Source organism: Brevibacterium sp. LAARM3_SD1 (genome assembly GCF_057364765.1).
The window spans coordinates 37,903-55,751 of record NZ_JBNFOL010000006.1 but is presented as its reverse complement, the minus strand read 5'-3'; the positions used below and the strand labels follow the sequence as shown (position 1 = coordinate 55,751).

11 protein-coding genes and 1 tRNA gene are annotated in these 17,849 nt (G+C 64.9%); 5 read left to right on the top strand and 7 right to left on the bottom strand.

What is annotated here, in order from left to right; all coding sequences use genetic code 11:
• Positions 1-195: 195 nt before the first annotated feature.
• Together AC2W7L_RS05060 and AC2W7L_RS05055 are read right to left on the bottom strand one after the other, a co-directional pair.
• On the bottom strand, positions 196-2,592 hold the full coding sequence (locus AC2W7L_RS05060) for a YhgE/Pip family protein (RefSeq protein WP_486003532.1): 2,397 nt from the start codon (positions 2,590-2,592) through the stop codon (positions 196-198).
• On the bottom strand, positions 2,589-5,549 hold the full coding sequence (locus tag AC2W7L_RS05055; protein WP_486003531.1) for an MMPL family transporter: 2,961 nt from the start codon (positions 5,547-5,549) through the stop codon (positions 2,589-2,591). Before AC2W7L_RS05055 ends, AC2W7L_RS05060 begins: the two co-directional genes overlap by 4 nt.
• Before the next feature lie 135 nt (positions 5,550-5,684).
• On the opposite strand from AC2W7L_RS05055, the gene AC2W7L_RS05050 reads away from it, so the two are divergent.
• Positions 5,685-6,347 carry a TetR/AcrR family transcriptional regulator gene (locus AC2W7L_RS05050; RefSeq protein WP_486003530.1) on the top strand — a complete coding sequence of 221 codons (663 nt, stop codon included), beginning with the start codon at positions 5,685-5,687 and terminating at the stop codon, positions 6,345-6,347.
• Between the two features lie 41 nt (positions 6,348-6,388).
• Positions 6,389-7,369, top strand: coding sequence for a hypothetical protein (locus AC2W7L_RS05045; RefSeq protein WP_486003529.1), 981 nt, complete (start codon positions 6,389-6,391; stop codon positions 7,367-7,369).
• A gap of 25 nt (positions 7,370-7,394) precedes the next feature.
• Here the strand turns inward: AC2W7L_RS05045 and AC2W7L_RS05040 are convergent, their stop codons facing one another.
• On the bottom strand, positions 7,395-8,606 hold the full coding sequence (locus AC2W7L_RS05040; protein ID WP_486003528.1) for a C45 family autoproteolytic acyltransferase/hydrolase: 1,212 nt from the start codon (positions 8,604-8,606) through the stop codon (positions 7,395-7,397).
• 25 nt (positions 8,607-8,631) lie between these two features.
• On the bottom strand, positions 8,632-9,714 hold the full coding sequence (locus tag AC2W7L_RS05035) for an MBL fold metallo-hydrolase (RefSeq protein WP_486003527.1): 1,083 nt from the start codon (positions 9,712-9,714) through the stop codon (positions 8,632-8,634).
• Between the two features lie 307 nt (positions 9,715-10,021).
• Here AC2W7L_RS05035 and AC2W7L_RS05030 point away from each other — a divergent pair, with 307 nt between their 5' ends.
• Positions 10,022-11,446 (top strand): APC family permease, encoded by a 1,425-nt coding sequence (locus AC2W7L_RS05030; protein ID WP_486003526.1) that lies wholly within the window; start codon positions 10,022-10,024, stop codon positions 11,444-11,446.
• 194 nt (positions 11,447-11,640) lie between these two features.
• Here the strand turns inward: AC2W7L_RS05030 and AC2W7L_RS05025 are convergent.
• The 3 genes from AC2W7L_RS05025 to AC2W7L_RS05015 form a co-directional block, all read right to left on the bottom strand.
• Positions 11,641-11,728: transfer RNA gene (locus AC2W7L_RS05025), tRNA-Ser, on the bottom strand.
• A 190-nt stretch (positions 11,729-11,918) separates the two neighbouring features.
• Positions 11,919-12,686, bottom strand: coding sequence for a hypothetical protein (locus tag AC2W7L_RS05020; protein ID WP_486003525.1), 768 nt, complete (start codon positions 12,684-12,686; stop codon positions 11,919-11,921).
• 76 nt (positions 12,687-12,762) lie between these two features.
• A complete protein-coding gene (locus tag AC2W7L_RS05015) occupies positions 12,763-14,475 on the bottom strand; it encodes a maltokinase N-terminal cap-like domain-containing protein (RefSeq protein ID WP_486003524.1) in 1,713 nt (570 codons plus the stop codon).
• 196 nt (positions 14,476-14,671) lie between these two features.
• On the opposite strand from AC2W7L_RS05015, the gene ilvA reads away from it, so the two are divergent.
• Together ilvA and AC2W7L_RS05005 are read left to right on the top strand one after the other, a co-directional pair.
• Positions 14,672-15,943: a threonine ammonia-lyase IlvA gene (ilvA, locus tag AC2W7L_RS05010; RefSeq protein ID WP_486003636.1), complete on the top strand. Its 1,272-nt coding sequence runs from the start codon at positions 14,672-14,674 to the stop codon at positions 15,941-15,943.
• A 168-nt stretch (positions 15,944-16,111) separates the two neighbouring features.
• Positions 16,112-17,830 (top strand): carbon starvation CstA family protein, encoded by a 1,719-nt coding sequence (locus AC2W7L_RS05005; RefSeq protein ID WP_486003523.1) that lies wholly within the window; start codon positions 16,112-16,114, stop codon positions 17,828-17,830.
• Positions 17,831-17,849: the final 19 nt, after the last annotated feature.

The following is a 17,849-nucleotide window of genomic DNA, read 5'->3' as shown; positions in this document are numbered from 1 at the left end:
CACCGAGGAAATTGTCCCGTCCAGAGAAGACGAGACCAAAACAGCCTTCCTCAGCCCACTGACGCTAATAGCACGGTTTAAGGCGATTAGCCCCTGTTCAAACAGGTGCTGTTCGCCTTAAACCGTGCTGTTCGCAGACGTGCCAGGTGCGACGCCCCAGGGCCGTCCTAGACGGCGCCCCGCGCCCCGCGGCGGCTACGCCATTTCGAGGGCGGCTTCGGGCTTCGTGGTCCGTGCGCGGACGATGGCCAGCAGCGACATCACGATGCCGATGACCGCCCAGGCGAGCAGTCCTCCGTAGGCGGCAGCCTGCCCGGTGGTGCCCGCAGCGATCGCTGCGAAGCCGTTCATTGACGGAGTCAGCGGCAGGATCGGCGCCACGAAGTCGAAGAACTGCGGCACCGCTCCGATCGTCCGACCCGCCACGGCCAGCACGACGGCGATGACCGAGAGGAACCTGCCCACTCCCCCGAACCACGCCACGAGGGCGAAGTTCAAGATCATGAACACGATCGCTGAGACGAACGTGAGCACCGCGATGTCGAAGCCTTGGATCGCGTCGATGTCCATCACGGTGACTGCGAGGATCGAGAGCACAAGCGCCTGCAGCACGCCGACGACGAGGCCGGGCAGCAGTCCGCGCGCCCAGACGGCGAACGAGGACTTCGTCGAGAGCAGAGCCCACGCCGGGATCGGCTTGAGCACCGTGTAGGTGACGAGTCCGCCGATCCACAGTGCGAGCATGATCAGCAGCGCGATCGTCGATCCCGCCAGCACATCCGTGACATTGTCCGTGTCAGGGGATTCGATATTCGCCGAGGCGACCTTGGCCAGGCGGTCACGCTCCGGAGCCGTGTAGGACGGCACTTCGTCCGCGCCGTCTTGGACACCGTCGGCGAACTTGCTCACGCCCTTCGCGTACTTGCCTGTGCCCTCATCGAGCTTGTCCAGGCCGGCCGCCAGTTCGGAGGTGCCGGTCGCGGCTTCGGAGACACCGTCGGTGTACTTGCCGACACCGATGCTGTATTCGTCCAGTCCATCACTGAGCTGCCCGGCACCGTCGGAGAGTTCGGAGGAGCCGTCTGCGACCTTGCCGATACCCTTGGACAGGGCCGGCATACCGTCGGCGAGCTGCTGGTTGCCGTCGGCGACTCCGGCGGCTCCGTCGCGCAGTCCCTTCGAGGCCTCGAGCAGCTTCGGAGCATTCTTCGAGATGTCCTCCATGCCCGTCATCAGGTCACCGAGGCCGTCCTCGAGTCCCTTGACGAACTTGGTCACACCGTCGGAAAGCTGCGATGCGCCCTTGGCGAGTTCATCGGAACCGCCGAGGAGGGACTTTCCGGTGTTCGGGTCCTTCTCGTCGAGCCCGTCGGCAGCCTGATTCAGACCGCCCGAGGTGCCGTTGAGCAGTCCCTGAGCGTAGGCCTGTTCAATACCCTTGCAGACCTCGTCCGGAGTGCCGGTCGGGCACATCTCGGTCCGTGCCTGCTCCGCCTCGGCGGCGGTCATGATGCCGGCAGCCACGAGCGCGTCGAGATCCGGCTTCGTCCCGGCCAGCTGATCGGCCTTGTCGGCGCCGTCTTTCAGTCCGTCCTGATACTGGTGCAGTCCATCGGAGAGACCGGACGCACCTGTGGACACGCCCTCGGCGCCCTTCTCGAGCTCCTTGCCTCCCTTCGTGATGTCACCGAGGCCGCCTTCACCCGAGTCACCGGATCCGGCGAAGCCCTTGATGATCTCGTCGATGGACTTCGTGTACTCGTTCACACCGTCGGAGAGCTCACCGGAACCGTCGGCCAACTTCTGCGTGCTTTCGGGCAGCTTCGATGTCTGCTTGTCGAGTTCGTTCAGGCCGCCGGACATCTGCGAGGCGCCCTTGGACAGTTCGCCGGCACCCTTCGACAGCTCCGTGGCTCCGGACTTGAGCTCACCGCCGTTGTCGCCGAGCTGCTTCATGCCCTTCGACAGTTCGCCGGCGCCCTCAGCCGACTGGCCGGTGCCTTCCTTGAGGCCTTCGGCGCCCTTGTCGAGCTCCCCGGCAGCGTCGCCGAGGTCCTTCATCTGCTCGCCCATCTTGTTGAAGCCGACGTAGATGTTGTCGAGGTAGGTCTCGGTCATCTGCGTGTTGAAGGTCGTCCGAGCCACCTCGGCGACCGATCGGGAGATCTGCGTATCCAGCGCGGGCGCGGTCCCGGACACGTCGACGTCGAGCTGCGTCTGCGTCGCCGACTTCGCATCGTCGACCGAGGTCACAGCGCGGGAGAAGCCTTCGGGGATCGTCAGCTTCGCGGCGTACCTGCCGTCGGACAGCCCGTTCTGCGCATCCTCCTCGTCGGTGATGACCCAGTGGATGTTGTTCTCGTCCTCACCGACCAGACCGCTGGTCAGCTGCCGCCCGATCGGCACGGTCTTGCCGTCGACCTTCGCTCCGTCGTCGTTGTTGACGATGGCGGCTTCGATGGTCTCGAGACGATCGCCGCTCTTCCACGTGGCGAGGATGAATCCGGCCGCCACGATGATCGGGATGAGGACCAGCCCGAGGAGGGAGAGCCAGTTCACCGGCTTCTTCGAGTTCGCACGTTCGAGTCTCACGACTGCACACCTTCCATGTTGGTGCTGTCGACGGCGTGGGTGTGTTCGCCGTCTGATTCGCTGTCGGTTCCGCCTCGCTCATCGGATCGAGCTTCGTCGAGGTCGAGGTGGAAGTAGTTCGTTTCGGGGCTGAAGATCCCGGTCACATCCGCGTCGGGCATGCCGAGGATGACCGTCGTGCCGTCGGCGACGAGCCGCGGCAGGAGGTCGCGCAGGTCCCGTGCCGGTCCGGCCGAGTCCCGTGCTCCTGTCGCGAGCTTCTCCGCTCCGTCGATGACGAGCAGATCCGGCGCCGAGGCGGCCATCCGAGAGATGTCGCGCGGACTGATCGCCTGGTCGGCTTCACTCCGACTGAGGTCGAGGTAGGGAACCTGGCGACGGACCCGTCCGGCGTGCTCGGGCAGGACCTGCTGGCCGATCTTCATCTCACCAGCCGTGAGTCCGACACGACCGGAGACGGCCAGCAGGAGGGCCCGACGGGCGGCACCACTGGCGACGAGGATCTGGCCGGGCAGCAGGGAGATGTCGACGCGGGCGAAGCCGCGGTCGCCGGAGTACACGCCGATGCCGCGACCGTAGACGCGGTAGTCAGAGTTCGGTTCCGGCCAGTCGCGCAGGGCCACCTCGTGGGCAAGGCCTTCGCCTTCGACGTCGAGTCGCGGCAGGATCCTGTCGAGCCACTTCGGCAGCCACCAGGCCTTGTCGCCGAGCAGCTGCATGATCGCCGGCACCAGCGACATGCGCACGAGAAAGGCGTCGACGAAGATGCCCGACGCCAGGGCGAGCGCGATCGATTTGATGATCGGTTCGCCGGCGGGCACGAAGGCCGCGAAGACGGAGAACATGATGATCGCCGCGGCCGAGACAACGCGGGCCGATGAGGCGAAGCCGGCTCTGATGGCCTCCTTGGCCGAGGCCCCGTGGACATAGGCTTCGCGCATGCCGGAGACAAGGAACACCTCGTAGTCCATGGCCAGGCCGAAGAGGATGCCCATGACGATGATCGGCAGGAAGCTGATGACCGGTCCCGTCCCGTCGATGCCCAAGGGCGCGGCGAAGAGTCCGTCGTGGAAGACGAGGACGACCGTGCCGAAGGAGGCGAAGACGGACAGGAGGAAGCCGCCGGTGGCCTTGATCGGCACCGCGACGGATCGGAAGACCATCATGAGCAGGATGATGGAGAGTCCGACGACGAAGATGCCGAAGGGCAGCAGAGCCTTGCCGAGCTGGTCGGAGACGTCGATCTGGATCGCAGTGGCACCGGTGACGGCGGTGTCGAAGTCGAAGTCGTCCTCGATCTCCGTGCTCAGGTCCCGCAGCCGGTCAACCGTGTCGAGGGTCGCCGGGTCGTCGGAGGCGGTGGTCGGAATGATCTGGAAGAGCCCGACGGTGGCATCCCGGTTCGGGGTGGCCATGATGACCTGTTCGACGCCGTCGACCGTCTCGATGCGCTCCTCGATCTCCTCGACGTCACCGAGCGGATCATCGCTGGTCACGATCTGGCTGGTCATGACCAGAGGCCCGTTGTAGCCGGGTCCGAAGTGTTCGTCGATGAGGTCGTAGGTCGCCCGTGCCGGGGTGCCCTGCTCCTGGTCACCCGCGGTGGGCAGGGACAGCTGGAGCTGAGCGGCGGGGATCGCGAAGAGCGCGAGTCCGCCGACGATGACGACGATGGTCAGCAGCGGGATCTTCGTGACGACCTTCAGCCATCCGGCGAAGAACCTGTTCATGATCGTCGGCGGGTACGGATCGCCGCCCTCGGCGCGCGCCTCGTCGGCGATCTTCTCCCGCAGCGCCGGGTCGGTCACCTCGGCGGGGGTGGATGCGGAGCTCTCAACCGCCTCGGTGGAGGTCGATGATCCCGTCGCCGAGGCGGCCGTGCCCGCCGTCGCCCGCTGAGCGGCCGCGGCGTAGGCCTTCCGGTAGCGCTTCGTCGGCTTCGGGGTGATCTTGGCCTTCACGAGTCCCAGCAGGGCGGGGACCATCGTCAGGGAGATCAGCACGGCCACGGCGACGGAGCCGGAGGCGCCGATGCCCATGATCGTGAGGAAGGGGATTCCGGCCAGGGAGAGTCCCAACAGGGCGATCATCACGGTCATGCCCGCGAACACGACGGCGGATCCGGCGGTCGCGACGGCGCGTCCGGTCGCCTCGATGGGGTCGTGGCCTTCGGCGAGGAGGTCGCGGGCGCGGGAGACGATGAAGAGCGCATAGTCGATGCCCACGGCGAGGCCGAGCATGAGCGCGAGCATGATCGACGAGGAGTTGATCGTCGCGAATGCGGTGCCGCCGACGATAAGCAGCACGGAGATGCCGACGCCGATGAGCGCCGTGATCAGCGGCATGCCCGCAGCGCGGAAGGACCCGAGGGTGAGCAGGAGGACGATGAAGGCGATGACGACGCCGATGCCTTCGACCCAGGAGATCTCGACACCGGTGATCTGGAAGAGTTCACCGCCGCCTTCGACCTCCGCTCCGGGCAGGGCATCGCGCAGCGGGTCGAGGGCCTCGATGAGGTTGTCGCCGGCGTCCTCTCCGACGTCCTGCTGAGTCCCGTCGTACTGGACGGAGATCATGGCCGCCGTCTCGTCCTTGCTGATGGCGCCTTCGACGAGGTCGGAGTACGGGGAGGTCACCGTGTCGACATGCGGAAGATCCTCGATGCGTTCGATCTCATCTTCGATCGCGTCCTTGTACTTCTCGTCCTCGACCGAATCGCCGTCGTCGGCGACGACGATCACCGAGGCGGAGACACCCGCGGCTTCGGGGAACGTCGACTTCATCGAGTCGAGAGCGGTCTGCGCCTCCGAGCCCGGGAGCGTGAAGTCGTTGTCGAAGTCCTTGGCGAAGGCGGCGACTCCGGCACCGACGAGGACGAAGATCAGCAGCCACGCGGCGATGAATCGCCACGGGGTCCGATACGCACGACGGCCCAGGGCGTAGAGGAAAGTTGACACGAAAACCTCGATACAAAAGTGTATTGGATACAGTATTGTATTGTTGTGCACTACCCACCATCCATGCAAATGGATCCCAGGATTCGTGCAGATTCTCATAGGATGCTCAGCCGCCGACAGGACCACCGCCGCGAAATGACGATGAACACAGACGAACTCAGCCCACGCAGACGCCAGACCCGATCCACCCTCGTTCAGGCCGGCACCTCGGTCTTCGCCGTCCGCGGCATCGACGGCGCCTCAATCGAGGAGATCTGCGAGGCCGGAGGTCTGACCCGAGGGGCGTTCTATTCGAACTTCTCCAGCCGTGACGATCTGGTGCTCGCAATCATCGAGATGCGCATCTCGGAGAATCTCGATCGCCTCGACGACACGATCCAGCGGTGGTCTGAGCAGCTCATGGCCACTGCCGAGGTGCCGGAGATCAAAGCCCTGATGACGCAGTTCATCGACGATGTCTTCAATGAGAAGAAGCAGACCGTCGCCGAGACGATCACCGAACAGGAGATCGAGCTCTACTGCCTGCGGGTGCCGCACCTCCACGCCCGCTATGTCGAGCTCAACGCCACTCAGCTGGACCGGCTGGCCGCACTCGTGACCACAGCCCTCGACGTCGCCGGCGCCACGACGAAGCAGCCGATCGGCGATTTCCTCACGGTCATCATCTCCGTGTTCAACCGGATCGCGCTGACTGCGGCGGCAGGCAAAGCGATGGATGAGCACGTCGACATCGACCCGAGCCTCATCGTCGAAGTCCTCATGTACCTCATCGACTTCTGTCCCGGCGACGAGGACTGAACACGCTCGACGATGCCGCTCAAGGCACTAAGGTGGTGCCCGTGAACGAACTCCAGCGCGAATTCTCTGCTTTCATCAACAATATGGACGTCCGCCTCGGCGCGTTCGTCCTCGCCGACCTCCCCGAAACCTTCGAGAAGGAGGACGGGGGGACCGTGAAGTTCCCGAAGGACTTCGGGCCGAAGTCACTGCCGATGCTCGAACTCTTCGTGCTCTCGAAGTTCCCTAACACCGAGGAGATCCTCAAACCGGAGCACCGCCGCTTCTTCGAAGGACTCATCCGCTACCTCGGCGAAACCTATCTGCGTGCGATCGGCGGGGCCTGGGACCACGACGAGTCGACGGGCAACGGGATGCCGTTCATCCGTCCCGACAATGCCGACGGTCCGGCCGCCGGTGAGCCGATCCCGCTGGTGGGCATCGTGCTGGCAGCCGTCGACCAGCGCAGTGCCGAGGTGTTCACCGCAGTGCTCGAGAAAGCCAGGGAGCTCCTCGGCGGGGACGGCCAGCCGCGACGCAAGTGCACGGGACTCTCGCTCGGCGCGCTCAATGCCGAGAATTCCAGCGAAGAAGAAGTCGAATTCCTCTCCCGCTTCATCGGCACCGTTGAACCGGGCATCGCCGCCTGGACCCAAGAGCAGGCCGATCCGAGCTCATGGGGCTTCGACCGGGAGAGCCTCGCCCGCCTTGGCAAGCAGGTCGCAGTCCGCTATGACGGCCCCGACGACATGATCGCCGAGGACGAGACTCCCTTCACCGCCGGCGCCATGCGATTCATCGGCGAGACGGTGCGCCGCATCGCCTTCGGCCAGTGGCGTTACGGCGCCGGGCTCGAGGCTGACGATCCACGCAGCAAGCAGCCGTTCATCCGTTTCGTCATCGGCGACCAGAATCTCGACCTCGTGCCCTGGCGACTCATCCAGGCAGCGCTGGAGAACGACGATGCGATCGCGTCCGCCCTCGACGCGGTCATCGAGATGCGCGAGCAGGAAGCCGCCGAGGCGGCCGAGAGTTCCGACTGACCCGACGCGTGGGACCGCCGCGGATTCAGAGTTGGAAGCGGCGGTTTCCGTTCAAGCCTTCGGCCGGCGAGCCGGGAGCGAGGTCGATCTGCTTACGTGCCGGATCGATGCGCACGCTCACCAGGGTCGCCGAACGATTTCCGTACGCGGCGTCGGGCGCCGGAGTGCAGCACACAGGGGCTTCCCCCGGCTCCGTTGTCAGCAGCTTCGTGAGATCACCGACCGTCACGGGCGCGTGCCCCTCGCCGTCGGATGCGGCGGCACGGCCGGATGAGACCGCACCGTCGGACGAGCCCGCCCCTGCTCGCGCTCCTACACGGTCGGCTTCGAAGCGCACGACCGCCTCGGCGAGGTGACGGTAACGCTCCTGCGAGGTCGAATCGGGGCGCAGCTCCATCGCACCGTCGAGCAGATCCGGATGCAGGAAGTGGTTCGTGTGGATGAGGAACCCGGACTTCCCCGTCTCTCCGTCGCTCTGACTCGTCGCCCGTGCCCGGCGTTCGCGCTTGAGTGCACCGGCGATCTCGACCTGGACGGCCGCCTCGGCGGTGATGACGGTGATGATCGACGACGATGAGGTCGGGGCCGAGTCGATGATCTCGAGCGCCTCGGTGAGGGTGTCCGCTTCGGCCAGGACCCGGGCGAGGATCATGTGGATGGGCACTCCCCCGGCCTCGTCACCGGCGTGTTTGAGGATGTTGAGCAGCACGCCGACGCCGGCCTCATTGAGACCGATCTTGCCGAGCATTCCGAACTCGGCGATGCCCACATGCCGGTGCTGCCCGGGCACGGAACCGACATCGTTGAAGTGCCACAGGGTGGAGAAGTCCGCCGCCCAATCCCAGTTCTGCGCGGCTACGGATGCCCCCGGGCTGGTGTGGCTCACGGTCGAGCATTCGGTCGGCGCGGCCGTCGCCAGGGTCATGATCTCGGTGCGGGCGATGATCTCCATGAGCTCGGCGACGTCGATGTCGGCACCGGCGGCCACAGCTTCGACCTCCTCGGCGCCGGTCGGCCACCATTCTCGGAGTCGCTCAAGACTCGATGCTGCCGCTGACTGCACGGCCGCTTCGGCGATGGACAGGTGCGAGAAGTAGCGCCGATACGCGTGCAAGGCAGAGGCGATTCCCGTTCGGAGTTCCTCGCCGCGCTGCCGGCCGCGGGCGACGTGGTCGCTCGCACGGACGGCGAAGGTCGTGGGCCGCACCTCGGCGGCGGGGACGAATTCAGTGCTCATGATGCCTCCTCCTTCGGCCGGCGGCTCAGTCCTTGCCGACGAGAGAGCCGACGCCGATGTCGATACCGAGATAATGCATGTGCGCGGCGGTTTCGGCAAGGGCGGCGAAGAGATTGAAGTTGTGCAGGCTCTCGAAGCCGCGAGACCAGTGCAGGCCGGCAGCGATCGAGTAGACGCTGTGGTCGTCGGTGGCCTCCATCCGCGCACGGATCTCACCGAGGCGCTCGTGGTGGTGTTCGACGAGCTCGACCTTGCGGTCGTGGAGTCCGGTGAAGCGGAAGCCGTGGGCCGGCAGCACCGCAACGTCCTCGTCGAGCTGGCCGATCTTTTCCAACGAGCGCAGGTAGTCGCCGAGGCTGTGCGTGATCGCGCCGGAATCGAGGCCGATGTTCGGGGTGATCGTCGGCAGCACGTGGTCGCCGGAGAAGAACAGTTTGTCCTCGTCGCGGACGAACGCCGAGTGTCCGTAAGTGTGTCCCGGCGTCCACATAGCAGTTACGCGGCCCTCATCGAGCGGGAGTTCGGTGCCGTCGTCGAGGACGTGGATGTTCTCGGGCAACTGGCTCATCGCCTGCTTGTACAGGTCCATCGAGTCGCTCTTCGACCCGCCCTTGCTCGATCCGGCCTGGAGGCTCTCGACTTCGGCCCAGCGGCCCTCAGGCACACCGTAGGCACGGGCGATGTCGAGGTTGGGATCGATGCCGGTACCGAGGTCGACGGCATTGGTGTAGAAGCGTTTGATCGCACGCAGGTCCTCGCCGTGCATCGCGACCCAGGCGTCGGGGTTCTTCGCGAGCAGTGCGGGCACGAGCCCGATGTGGTCGCGGTGATAGTGGGTGATCGCGATTCCATGGATGTCGGCGACCTTGAAGCCGAGGTCGTTAAGCGCCGAGTTGAGCGCCAGGTACTGGTCCTTGCCGTCCCAGCCCGGGTCGATGAGGACGGCGCCGGTTCCGTCGGCGATGGCATAGCAATAGGTGTAGACAAGTGGGTTGTTCGGGATCGGGACCGGAAGGGCCCAGACTCCTTCGGCGACTTTTTCGACCGGAGGCAGGACGCGATCCTTCCATGCCGCCGACTGCTGGGAACTGAGCGTTTCGATCGCCATACTTCTCTCACACCTCTCCGTGGTGCCACATTGTCCGTTGACTGCAATCTACTCTGTTTTCCGTCGGTACTGACGGTTCGTTCGATAACTTAATTCGGCGATGCCTGTTGGGACTACCGATATCGTTGCCATATTTGACGTTTTTCATCGGAATCATCACGATCTCGCACGGATTTTCGGGTTTATCCTCGGCGAGGTTTTCGTTTTCGGTACTTTGACCGTTAAGATCATGACGCACATCACTTCCGAGCGTCGATGTCGACATCAACGGCTCGGTGGGCGGCAAGACTCATTGGGGAGGATTGATATGGCTGCCTCTGGCTCACTGAAGCGCAACCTCGGACTGTGGTCCATCGTCGGACTCGGGCTCGGCTATATGACGCCGACGGTCGTCTTCGACACATTCGGAATCGTCTCGGAACAGACGAACGGAGCTGTTCCGGCGGCGTACCTCGTTGCTCTCATCGTCATGATCTTCACGGCCTTCAGCTACGGCAAGATGGTCAAGGTCTTCCCCACCGCGGGGTCGGCGTACACCTATACGCGGGAGACGATGTCACCGGCGCTCGGCTTCCTCGTCGGATGGACCTCCCTTCTGGACTATCTGCTGCTGCCGATGGTCAACTGCCTCATCATCCGCCTCTATATGGAGTCGATGGTGCCCGACGCCCCGGCATGGGTGTGGGTCGTCGTCTATACGATCGTCATGACCGGCATCGTGCTGTCCTCGATGCGGGGCACCGCGAACATCAACGGCATCCTCCTCGTCTTCGCGGTCGTTCTCGTCGCCACATTCTGCGTGCTCGCCGTCATACAGCTCAACGCCGGCGAAGGGGCCGGAGTGGTGTTCAGCCCGGAGCCCTTCATCCATGAGGGCGTCCACCTCGGCGCGGTTCTCACCGGCGCGACCGTCGTGTGCTTCTCATTCATCGGCTTCGACGCCGTGACGATGTACACGAATGAAGCCAAGCATGTCAGCCTCATGCCGAAGGCGATCATGCTCACCGTCCTCGCCGGCGGCCTCATCTTCCTCGTCGCCGGCTACTTTGCACAGCTGCTCTTCCCCGACAACTCGCAGTTCACCATCGTCGACGATCCGCTGCCGGAGATCGGCATGATCACCGGCGGCCACGTCTTCCAGCTATTCTTCGTGGCAGCGGCATTCGCCGCGACCGTCGCTTCGGGGCTGGCCTCGCACGCGTCCGTCTCGCGCATGATGCTCGTCATGGGCCGCAACGGCGTGCTGCCGCGCAGAGCCTTCGGCTACATCAACCCGAAGACGCACACCCCGGTGTTCAACATCGTGCTCGTCGGCGCGGTATGCCTGTTCGCGATGTCATTCAGTCTCGAGCTCATCTCCGCGCTCATCAACTTCGGTGCGCTCATCGCCTTCACCTTCGTCAACCTCACGGTCATCGCCCACTATGCGTTCCGGACCAAGCAGGTCAAGGACTTCAAGTCGGCATTCAGCTTCGTCGTCATGCCGGCGATCGGTGCGATCCTCACAGGAATCCTGTGGGTGAGCCTGCACGGGACCGCGCTCATCGGCGGAATCATCTGGCTGGTGATCGGCATCGTGTACCTGGCCGTGCTGACCCGTGGCTTCAAGCGGTCAGTACGCAGCTTCGACGACCCCGAGGCCGATGCCGAGATGTCCGAGCCCGAAGTGGCCGAGGCGGCCGGTGGTTCGACCCCCGGGGCTCCCGAACCGGGAGAGCCGGTCCGGGACTGAGGCTGCACGGCTGGATCTGCGGCAGCGGCGCCACTCCGGCCGTCGTTCAAGCGCCGCATCGCAGGAATCTCGTCATACAAGGCCAAGCGCGGTTATCGGTAGGTCTGCCTATCGAAAAGCGCGCTTGGCCTTGAACGAGCGGAAGCCCCCGAACTCTTCGCAGATGACGTTGAGTTCGGGGGCTCTTCACTGGGCGGAAGCGGTGGGATTCGAACCCACGGTGCGGGGTTGCCGCACAACGGTTTTCAAGACCGTCTCCTTCGGCCGCTCGGACACGCTTCCCTCGGTTCCTCCACGCCTGTGACAGAGATGGAATGAACCCGGCCTGCTCGACGCGAGGCCGAGCCACCATAGTTTCTCACAACCGCAACGGCATCTGCCAATTGGCGGATGCACGCAAGAATGTCACTGGCTCAGTCCACGACCGGCGCAGTCCGCGACGGGCACCGAGGCGACCGGCCCGCAGAGGCGGTCAGTCCTTCTTCCGCTTCTTCATCCGGTTCCGCTTGCGCTCAGTACCCAGGAGGTCATCGAACACCGAACCTTCCGCAGAATTCGAGTCGTCGGACCGCTCCGATGATTCGTCGGGCCCTGCCGCGGCATCGTCGCGGCTCTTACCCTGCCGGTCGGAGACCTGCTCGCCGAATGTTCCGCGGTCGCTGCCAGAGCTCTGCGAACGCTCACTCCACGTGTGACCGAGTTTCGGCGCATCCTTCGGCTTGGTTGGCTGCGATTCATGGCCGGTGCTATCGGCGTCTTCAGAGGTGGCCCCTCGCGCTGCGAAAGAGGCCGGGACTCGACGGACCGGAACTTCCGGTTCCTCCTCCTCGACGAATTCCTCGTCGTCAGCCGGAGCTGGAGCCGGAACCGCTTCGGGCGCATCGTCCTGGGGCGGGACCACGGTGGAGTCCTCGACATCGTCGATGTCGGGATCCGCGACCGCGCCAATGGAGTTCTCCGCGGTATCGGCGACCTCGACCTCGTCCGCTGCGGACTCACCTGCCTCGGACTCGTTGGTTTCGGCGACCTCGGCTTCGGACTCTGCCTCGGCACCTTCGACCGCTTCACTGACTGCAGATGGCTCTTCGACAGCCGATCCCTCGGAACCCGACTCTTCGGCCTCCGAGCTCTCAGAGTCCGAGTTCGCGATCGCGGCGGCGACGGCACCCGAGGTTCCCCGGGGTGCAGCGGCAACCGATTCCGAATCGGCGGCGGTCGCCTCGGCGGCAGGAGGAGCCACGGCGAAGGAGTCGTTCGGCTCAGTATCCGCATCTGAGTCCGCCGCTCCGGCAACACCAGCAACACCGGCGGCAGCGTCACCGGATCCGGTGAGTCCTCGACCGCATTTGAAACGGCATCGCCGGAATCGGCCCAGCTGGACGAGTCTCTGCGGCCTCCTCGGTGCGGGACGGCTTGCCCTTGAGCACGAGGGTGAGCGTGGCCAGCGGCACGGACAGCCAGTTCGGGCGATTGCGCAACTCGGTGACGACCTCGACGAGAAGTCGGTCGACCAGTGCCGCCCGCAGCACCGGATCGCTCAGCCCGATGCTGTCACCGCGAGCGCGCGAATACCCGGACAGCAGCGAGTTCTGCACCTGCGAGGCCCACAGGTATTCGGGCGAGTCGAAGATCTTGCGAAGCGCTCCCGGATCATTGCCGAAGCCGCTGACGACCAGCGAGCCGTCCTCGGAGTCGAGGGCGTCGGTGCGCTGCAGGCGAGCGAAACCGGCTGCATAGTCGATGCTGCGCAGCAGGGCCACGAGGTCGAAGGCTGCCGGTTTGGGGTCCGAAGTCGTCGAATCCGTGAACTTCACAACCGAATAGCCGTCGGTCGACGAGCTGACCACATGGTCCAGCGTCAGCTCGCCGTGGATCTTCTGCAGGGTGCCGATGGTCTCGAGTCCCTGCAGCCGGGCACGGTGGCCTCGCAGCTCCGGGACCAGCGAATCCAAGGCCAGAGGTGCCCGACCCAGCGCCCAGTCGATGCGTTCGACCCACTTCTGCACCAGCTGCTTCGTCGGTTCGCCGGCGCCCTCGACGACACCGAACTCGGCGGCCATGTCCGTGTGGAGTTCGCCGATGCGCCGACCCATCTCCGCGGCGTGGGCGTTGTAGGCCCCGATCGAACCGGAGTCGACGGCGCACACCGTGTTCACGGCCTCGCGCCATGCAGGTTCGGCATCGACATCGACGTGGGAGAGCAGCGCCATCGGCGCCTCCATCTCCTGGACCTCGAACATGTCGTACCACCGGCCCGAGCCCCAGCCGATGACCTCGGGCACGCTGCGCGAACCCGCCTCGGTGAGCAGGACGGGGATCGTCAGCGATGACGGCATTCCGTCCTCGAGGACACGGAAGAACGAGAGCTCCATCGGCTCGTATTCGTCGTGGATGATGACGGTCGACTTGTGCTGGCCCGAGTCCGAGACCTCGATCGGGCGGATCTCGACGGGCATGACGTCCTCAGCCCCCACCGTGAGGTCACCGATCGATGGCTTCGGCGGGACCGCCTCGGCGGCGGTGTTCGTCGATCCATGCGCCGAGGCGGCTTCTCCGTTCGCGGTCACGGGGAACGGCATCGGCGCACGGTCCCGGGCCTCGGTCTTCTCCTGGCTGTGCCGCAGGGACTCGGTGGACAGCTGCCCGCCGTCGAAGACCTTGCGCTTTGTGATCGCATCGGCCATGAGGTTGACGAAGACGGGATCGGCGGCGCCGTCGTAGACGTAGACGGTTCCGAGTGCGAGGTCGTCGGCGTGGCCGATGAGGGCGTGGCGCAGGTGCATGTCCTCGCCACCGCGCAGCGTCAGGGGGATGTTGAGGCGACGCAGGGTAGGGCCATCACCGACGGAGATGACGGTCACGAGACCGGCGAAGCCGCCGAGCTCCTCGGCGGTGTAAGTGAACGCGCGGGCCACCGACATGGGGGTGATGTCGGGGTCGGTCCCGAAATCTGCTGCGTGCTTGGGGAACCACGGCTGTCGGGGTATCCAGCTGGCTAACAGTTGTTCGAGCTCACTGCTGATGGCCATGACGTCTCCTAGAAGGGATTACGGGCATCCTCCATCCAATCATGATATGGGGTATTCGCGGTTCAGGGCGCACCCGAAACCCCGAAGTCGGGAGCCGAATCACGGGGTTCCGGCGGGCGCAAGGCGTCCTCATGCCGATACGAGTTGCCAAATGGCAAGACAAAGGGAGCACAATAGTCTGGTGGTTGAAACAGACATGACTCCCCAGAAGCTCACACTCGCCGGCGAGGTCGAGGCGGCTGCGCTGCGAATTTCCGATTCCGTCATCCTGTCGCCACTTCAGATCTGCGAGCGGCTGACGACCGCGACCGGTTCCACGGTCTACCTCAAGCGCGAAGACCTGCAGATGGTCAGGTCCTACAAGATCCGCGGCGCTTTCAACTTCATGCTCCAGCTCGATGCCGACGAACGCGCCCGCGGTGTCGTCTGCGCCTCGGCGGGCAACCATGCCCAGGGCTTCGCCCGCGCCTGCAGGGAACTGGGCATCCAGGGCACTATCTTCGTGCCGAAGACGACGCCGAAGCAGAAGATCGACCGCGTCCGCCACTTCGGCGGGGAGCAGGTGACGATCGAGATCGCCGGCTCCACCTACGACGACGCCTCGGCGCTGGCCTACCGGTTCGCCGAACGCAATGAAGCACTCTTGGTCTCGGCGTTCGACGATATGCGCACCATCGCCGGTCAGGGCACCGTGGCAGCCGAGATCCACGCTCAACTCGAGACCGACCCGGACTACATCATCGTGCCCGTCGGCGGCGGCGGAGTGCTCGCCGGAGTCGCGGCCTATGTGGCCGAACGGATGCCGAACACGAAGGTCATCGGAGCCGAACCCGCCGGAGCCGCCTCGATGATCGCCGCCCTCAAGGCCGGCCACCCCGTGACCTTGGAGAACATCGACCGCTTCGCCGACGGCACCGCCGTGCGCCGGGCCGGCAACATCACCTACGACGTCATCGCCGAACTCGGCCTCGACATCCGCCCCGTCGCCGAAGGTGCGGTGGCCACCGAGATGCTGGATATGTACCAGGTCGACGGAATCATCGCCGAGCCCTCCGGGGCGCTGGCCTCGGCTGGGATCGGCGGACCGAACTCGGACAAGCCGATCACGATCGAACCCGGATCGACCGTCGTGTGCCTGGTCTCCGGCGGCAACAATGACATCTCCCGCTACCCGGAGATCCTCGAACGCTCGCTCGTCCACGAGGGACTCAAGCACTACTTCATCGTCGACTTCCCGCAGGAGCCCGGCGCCCTGCGCCGGTTCCTCAACGAGGTGCTCGGGCCCGAGGACGATATCGCGATGTTCGAGTACGTCAAACGCTCCGACCGGGAGACCGGACCGGCGTTCGTCGGCATCCAGCTCGGCTATGCCGAAGACCTGCCGAATCTGCTCGAGCGGATGGAAGCCTCGAACATCGAGGTCGAGCGCGTGCACCAGAACTCGCCGATGTTCCGACTCTTCGCCTGAGGGACCGGGCGGCGGGCCGACACCGCATACCCTCGGCGGCGATGAGGGAGTTCAGAACAGAGAACGCTTGTTAGGATTCTACTAAGAACCGTCCCCTGACCGGGTCACAACTCGCCTGCAGAAGGGCGAGGACGCTGATGTCGCCCAGTCTCCGAAAGGAATTCAACGATGAGTCCCGTTCTGCTTCTCCTGCTGGGAGTCGCGATCTTCGCATTCGGATACCTGTTCTACTCGAAGTTCCTGTCCAAACGGATCTACCGGCTCGACAGTCGATTCACAACGCCGGCGCATGAGCTGCGCGACAACGTCGACTACGTGCCCACCAACAGATTCGTCCTCTGGGGCCACCACTTCACCTCCGTGGCAGGAGCCGCTCCCATCGTGGGGCCCGCCATCGCAATGATCTGGGGATGGCTGCCCGCATTCCTCTGGGTCACGATCGGCACGGTCTTCTTCGCGGGAATGCACGACCTCGGCTCCCTGTGGGCCTCGACGAGGAACAGGGGACAGACCATTGCGGCGCTGTCGGCTCGTTACATCGGCAGACGCGGAGCTGCGCTCTTCCTCCTGGTCATCTTCATTCTCGGGTTCATGGTCATCGCCGCGTTCTCCGTGGTCATCACCGACCTGCTCGTGGCCCTGCCCTCTGCAGTGATCCCTTCCTGGGGTGCCATCGGCGTGGCGCTGCTTGTCGGTGTTGCGATCTACAGGCTGCGGTGGCCTCTCATCCCCGTCACGATCGTCGGTGTTGCCGCTCTCTATTCGCTCATCCTCCTCGGCGACCGGTTCCCAGTGTCGATGCCGGACTCTTTCCTCGGGCTCGAACCCACGGCCCTGTGGATCATCATCCTGCTCGTCTACTGCGGAATCGCTTCCGTCCTGCCGGTCTGGGTGCTGCTGCAGCCTCGCGACTACATCAACGGCGTCCAGCTCTTCATCGCCCTCATCCTCCTCTACGGTGCCGTCATCACCTCGGCGCTCTTCGGTACAGGACACGGACTGGTCGCTCCCGCCATCAACACCGATCTGCCCGCGGGCACGCCGAGCATCCTCCCCCTTCTCTTCGTCACGATCGCCTGCGGAGCCATCTCGGGTTTCCATGGGGTCATCGCATCCGGGACCACCGCCAAACAGCTCAACACGGAGACCGATGCACGATTCGTCGGATACTTCGGCGCTGTCGGAGAGGGAATGCTGGCACTGGGAGCCATTCTCGCGATCGCCGGCGGCTACCGCACAGTCGCCGACTGGGAAGAGGTCTACAGCAAGTTCGGCGATGCCGGGGTCCAGTCGTTCGTCGAAGGGGGCGGCATGCTGCTCGAGACCGGGATCGGACTGCCCGCAGGGTTAAGCGCCACCGTCCTGGCGACGATGGCGGTGCTGTTCGCCGCGACCACGCTCGATTCGGTGGTCCGACTGATGCGTTACGTCGTCCAAGAGATCGGCGGAAATATGAACATCCGACTGCCGAAGGTCCCCGCCACTCTCGTGGTGCTCGTCCTCGGCGGCGGTCTGACCTTCTCGCAGGGAATGAGCGGAGAGGGCGGCATGCGCATCTGGCCGCTGTTCGGCACCACAAATCAGCTGCTGGCCGCGCTCACGCTGATCATCATCGCCGTCGTCCTCATCCGCAAGCGCCGCAATCCCTGGCCCGCTCTGATCCCGCTGGCGTTCGTCTTCGTCCTCTCGTTCTGGGCGGCGATCGAACAGCTCGTCTCGTTCGCCGACCCGGCCGGCCCGGACTGGCTGCTTCTGGCCATCGACATCGTCATCATCGGCTCGAGCGTCCTCGTCTCGATCGAAGGAATCACGGCGATGCGTCGCGCGGCGAAGGAGCCGCCGGAATCCGACAGCGCCGACGCAGAACTCGCCGGGCAGCAGCGATGAGCACGAACGGCTCCCGCGC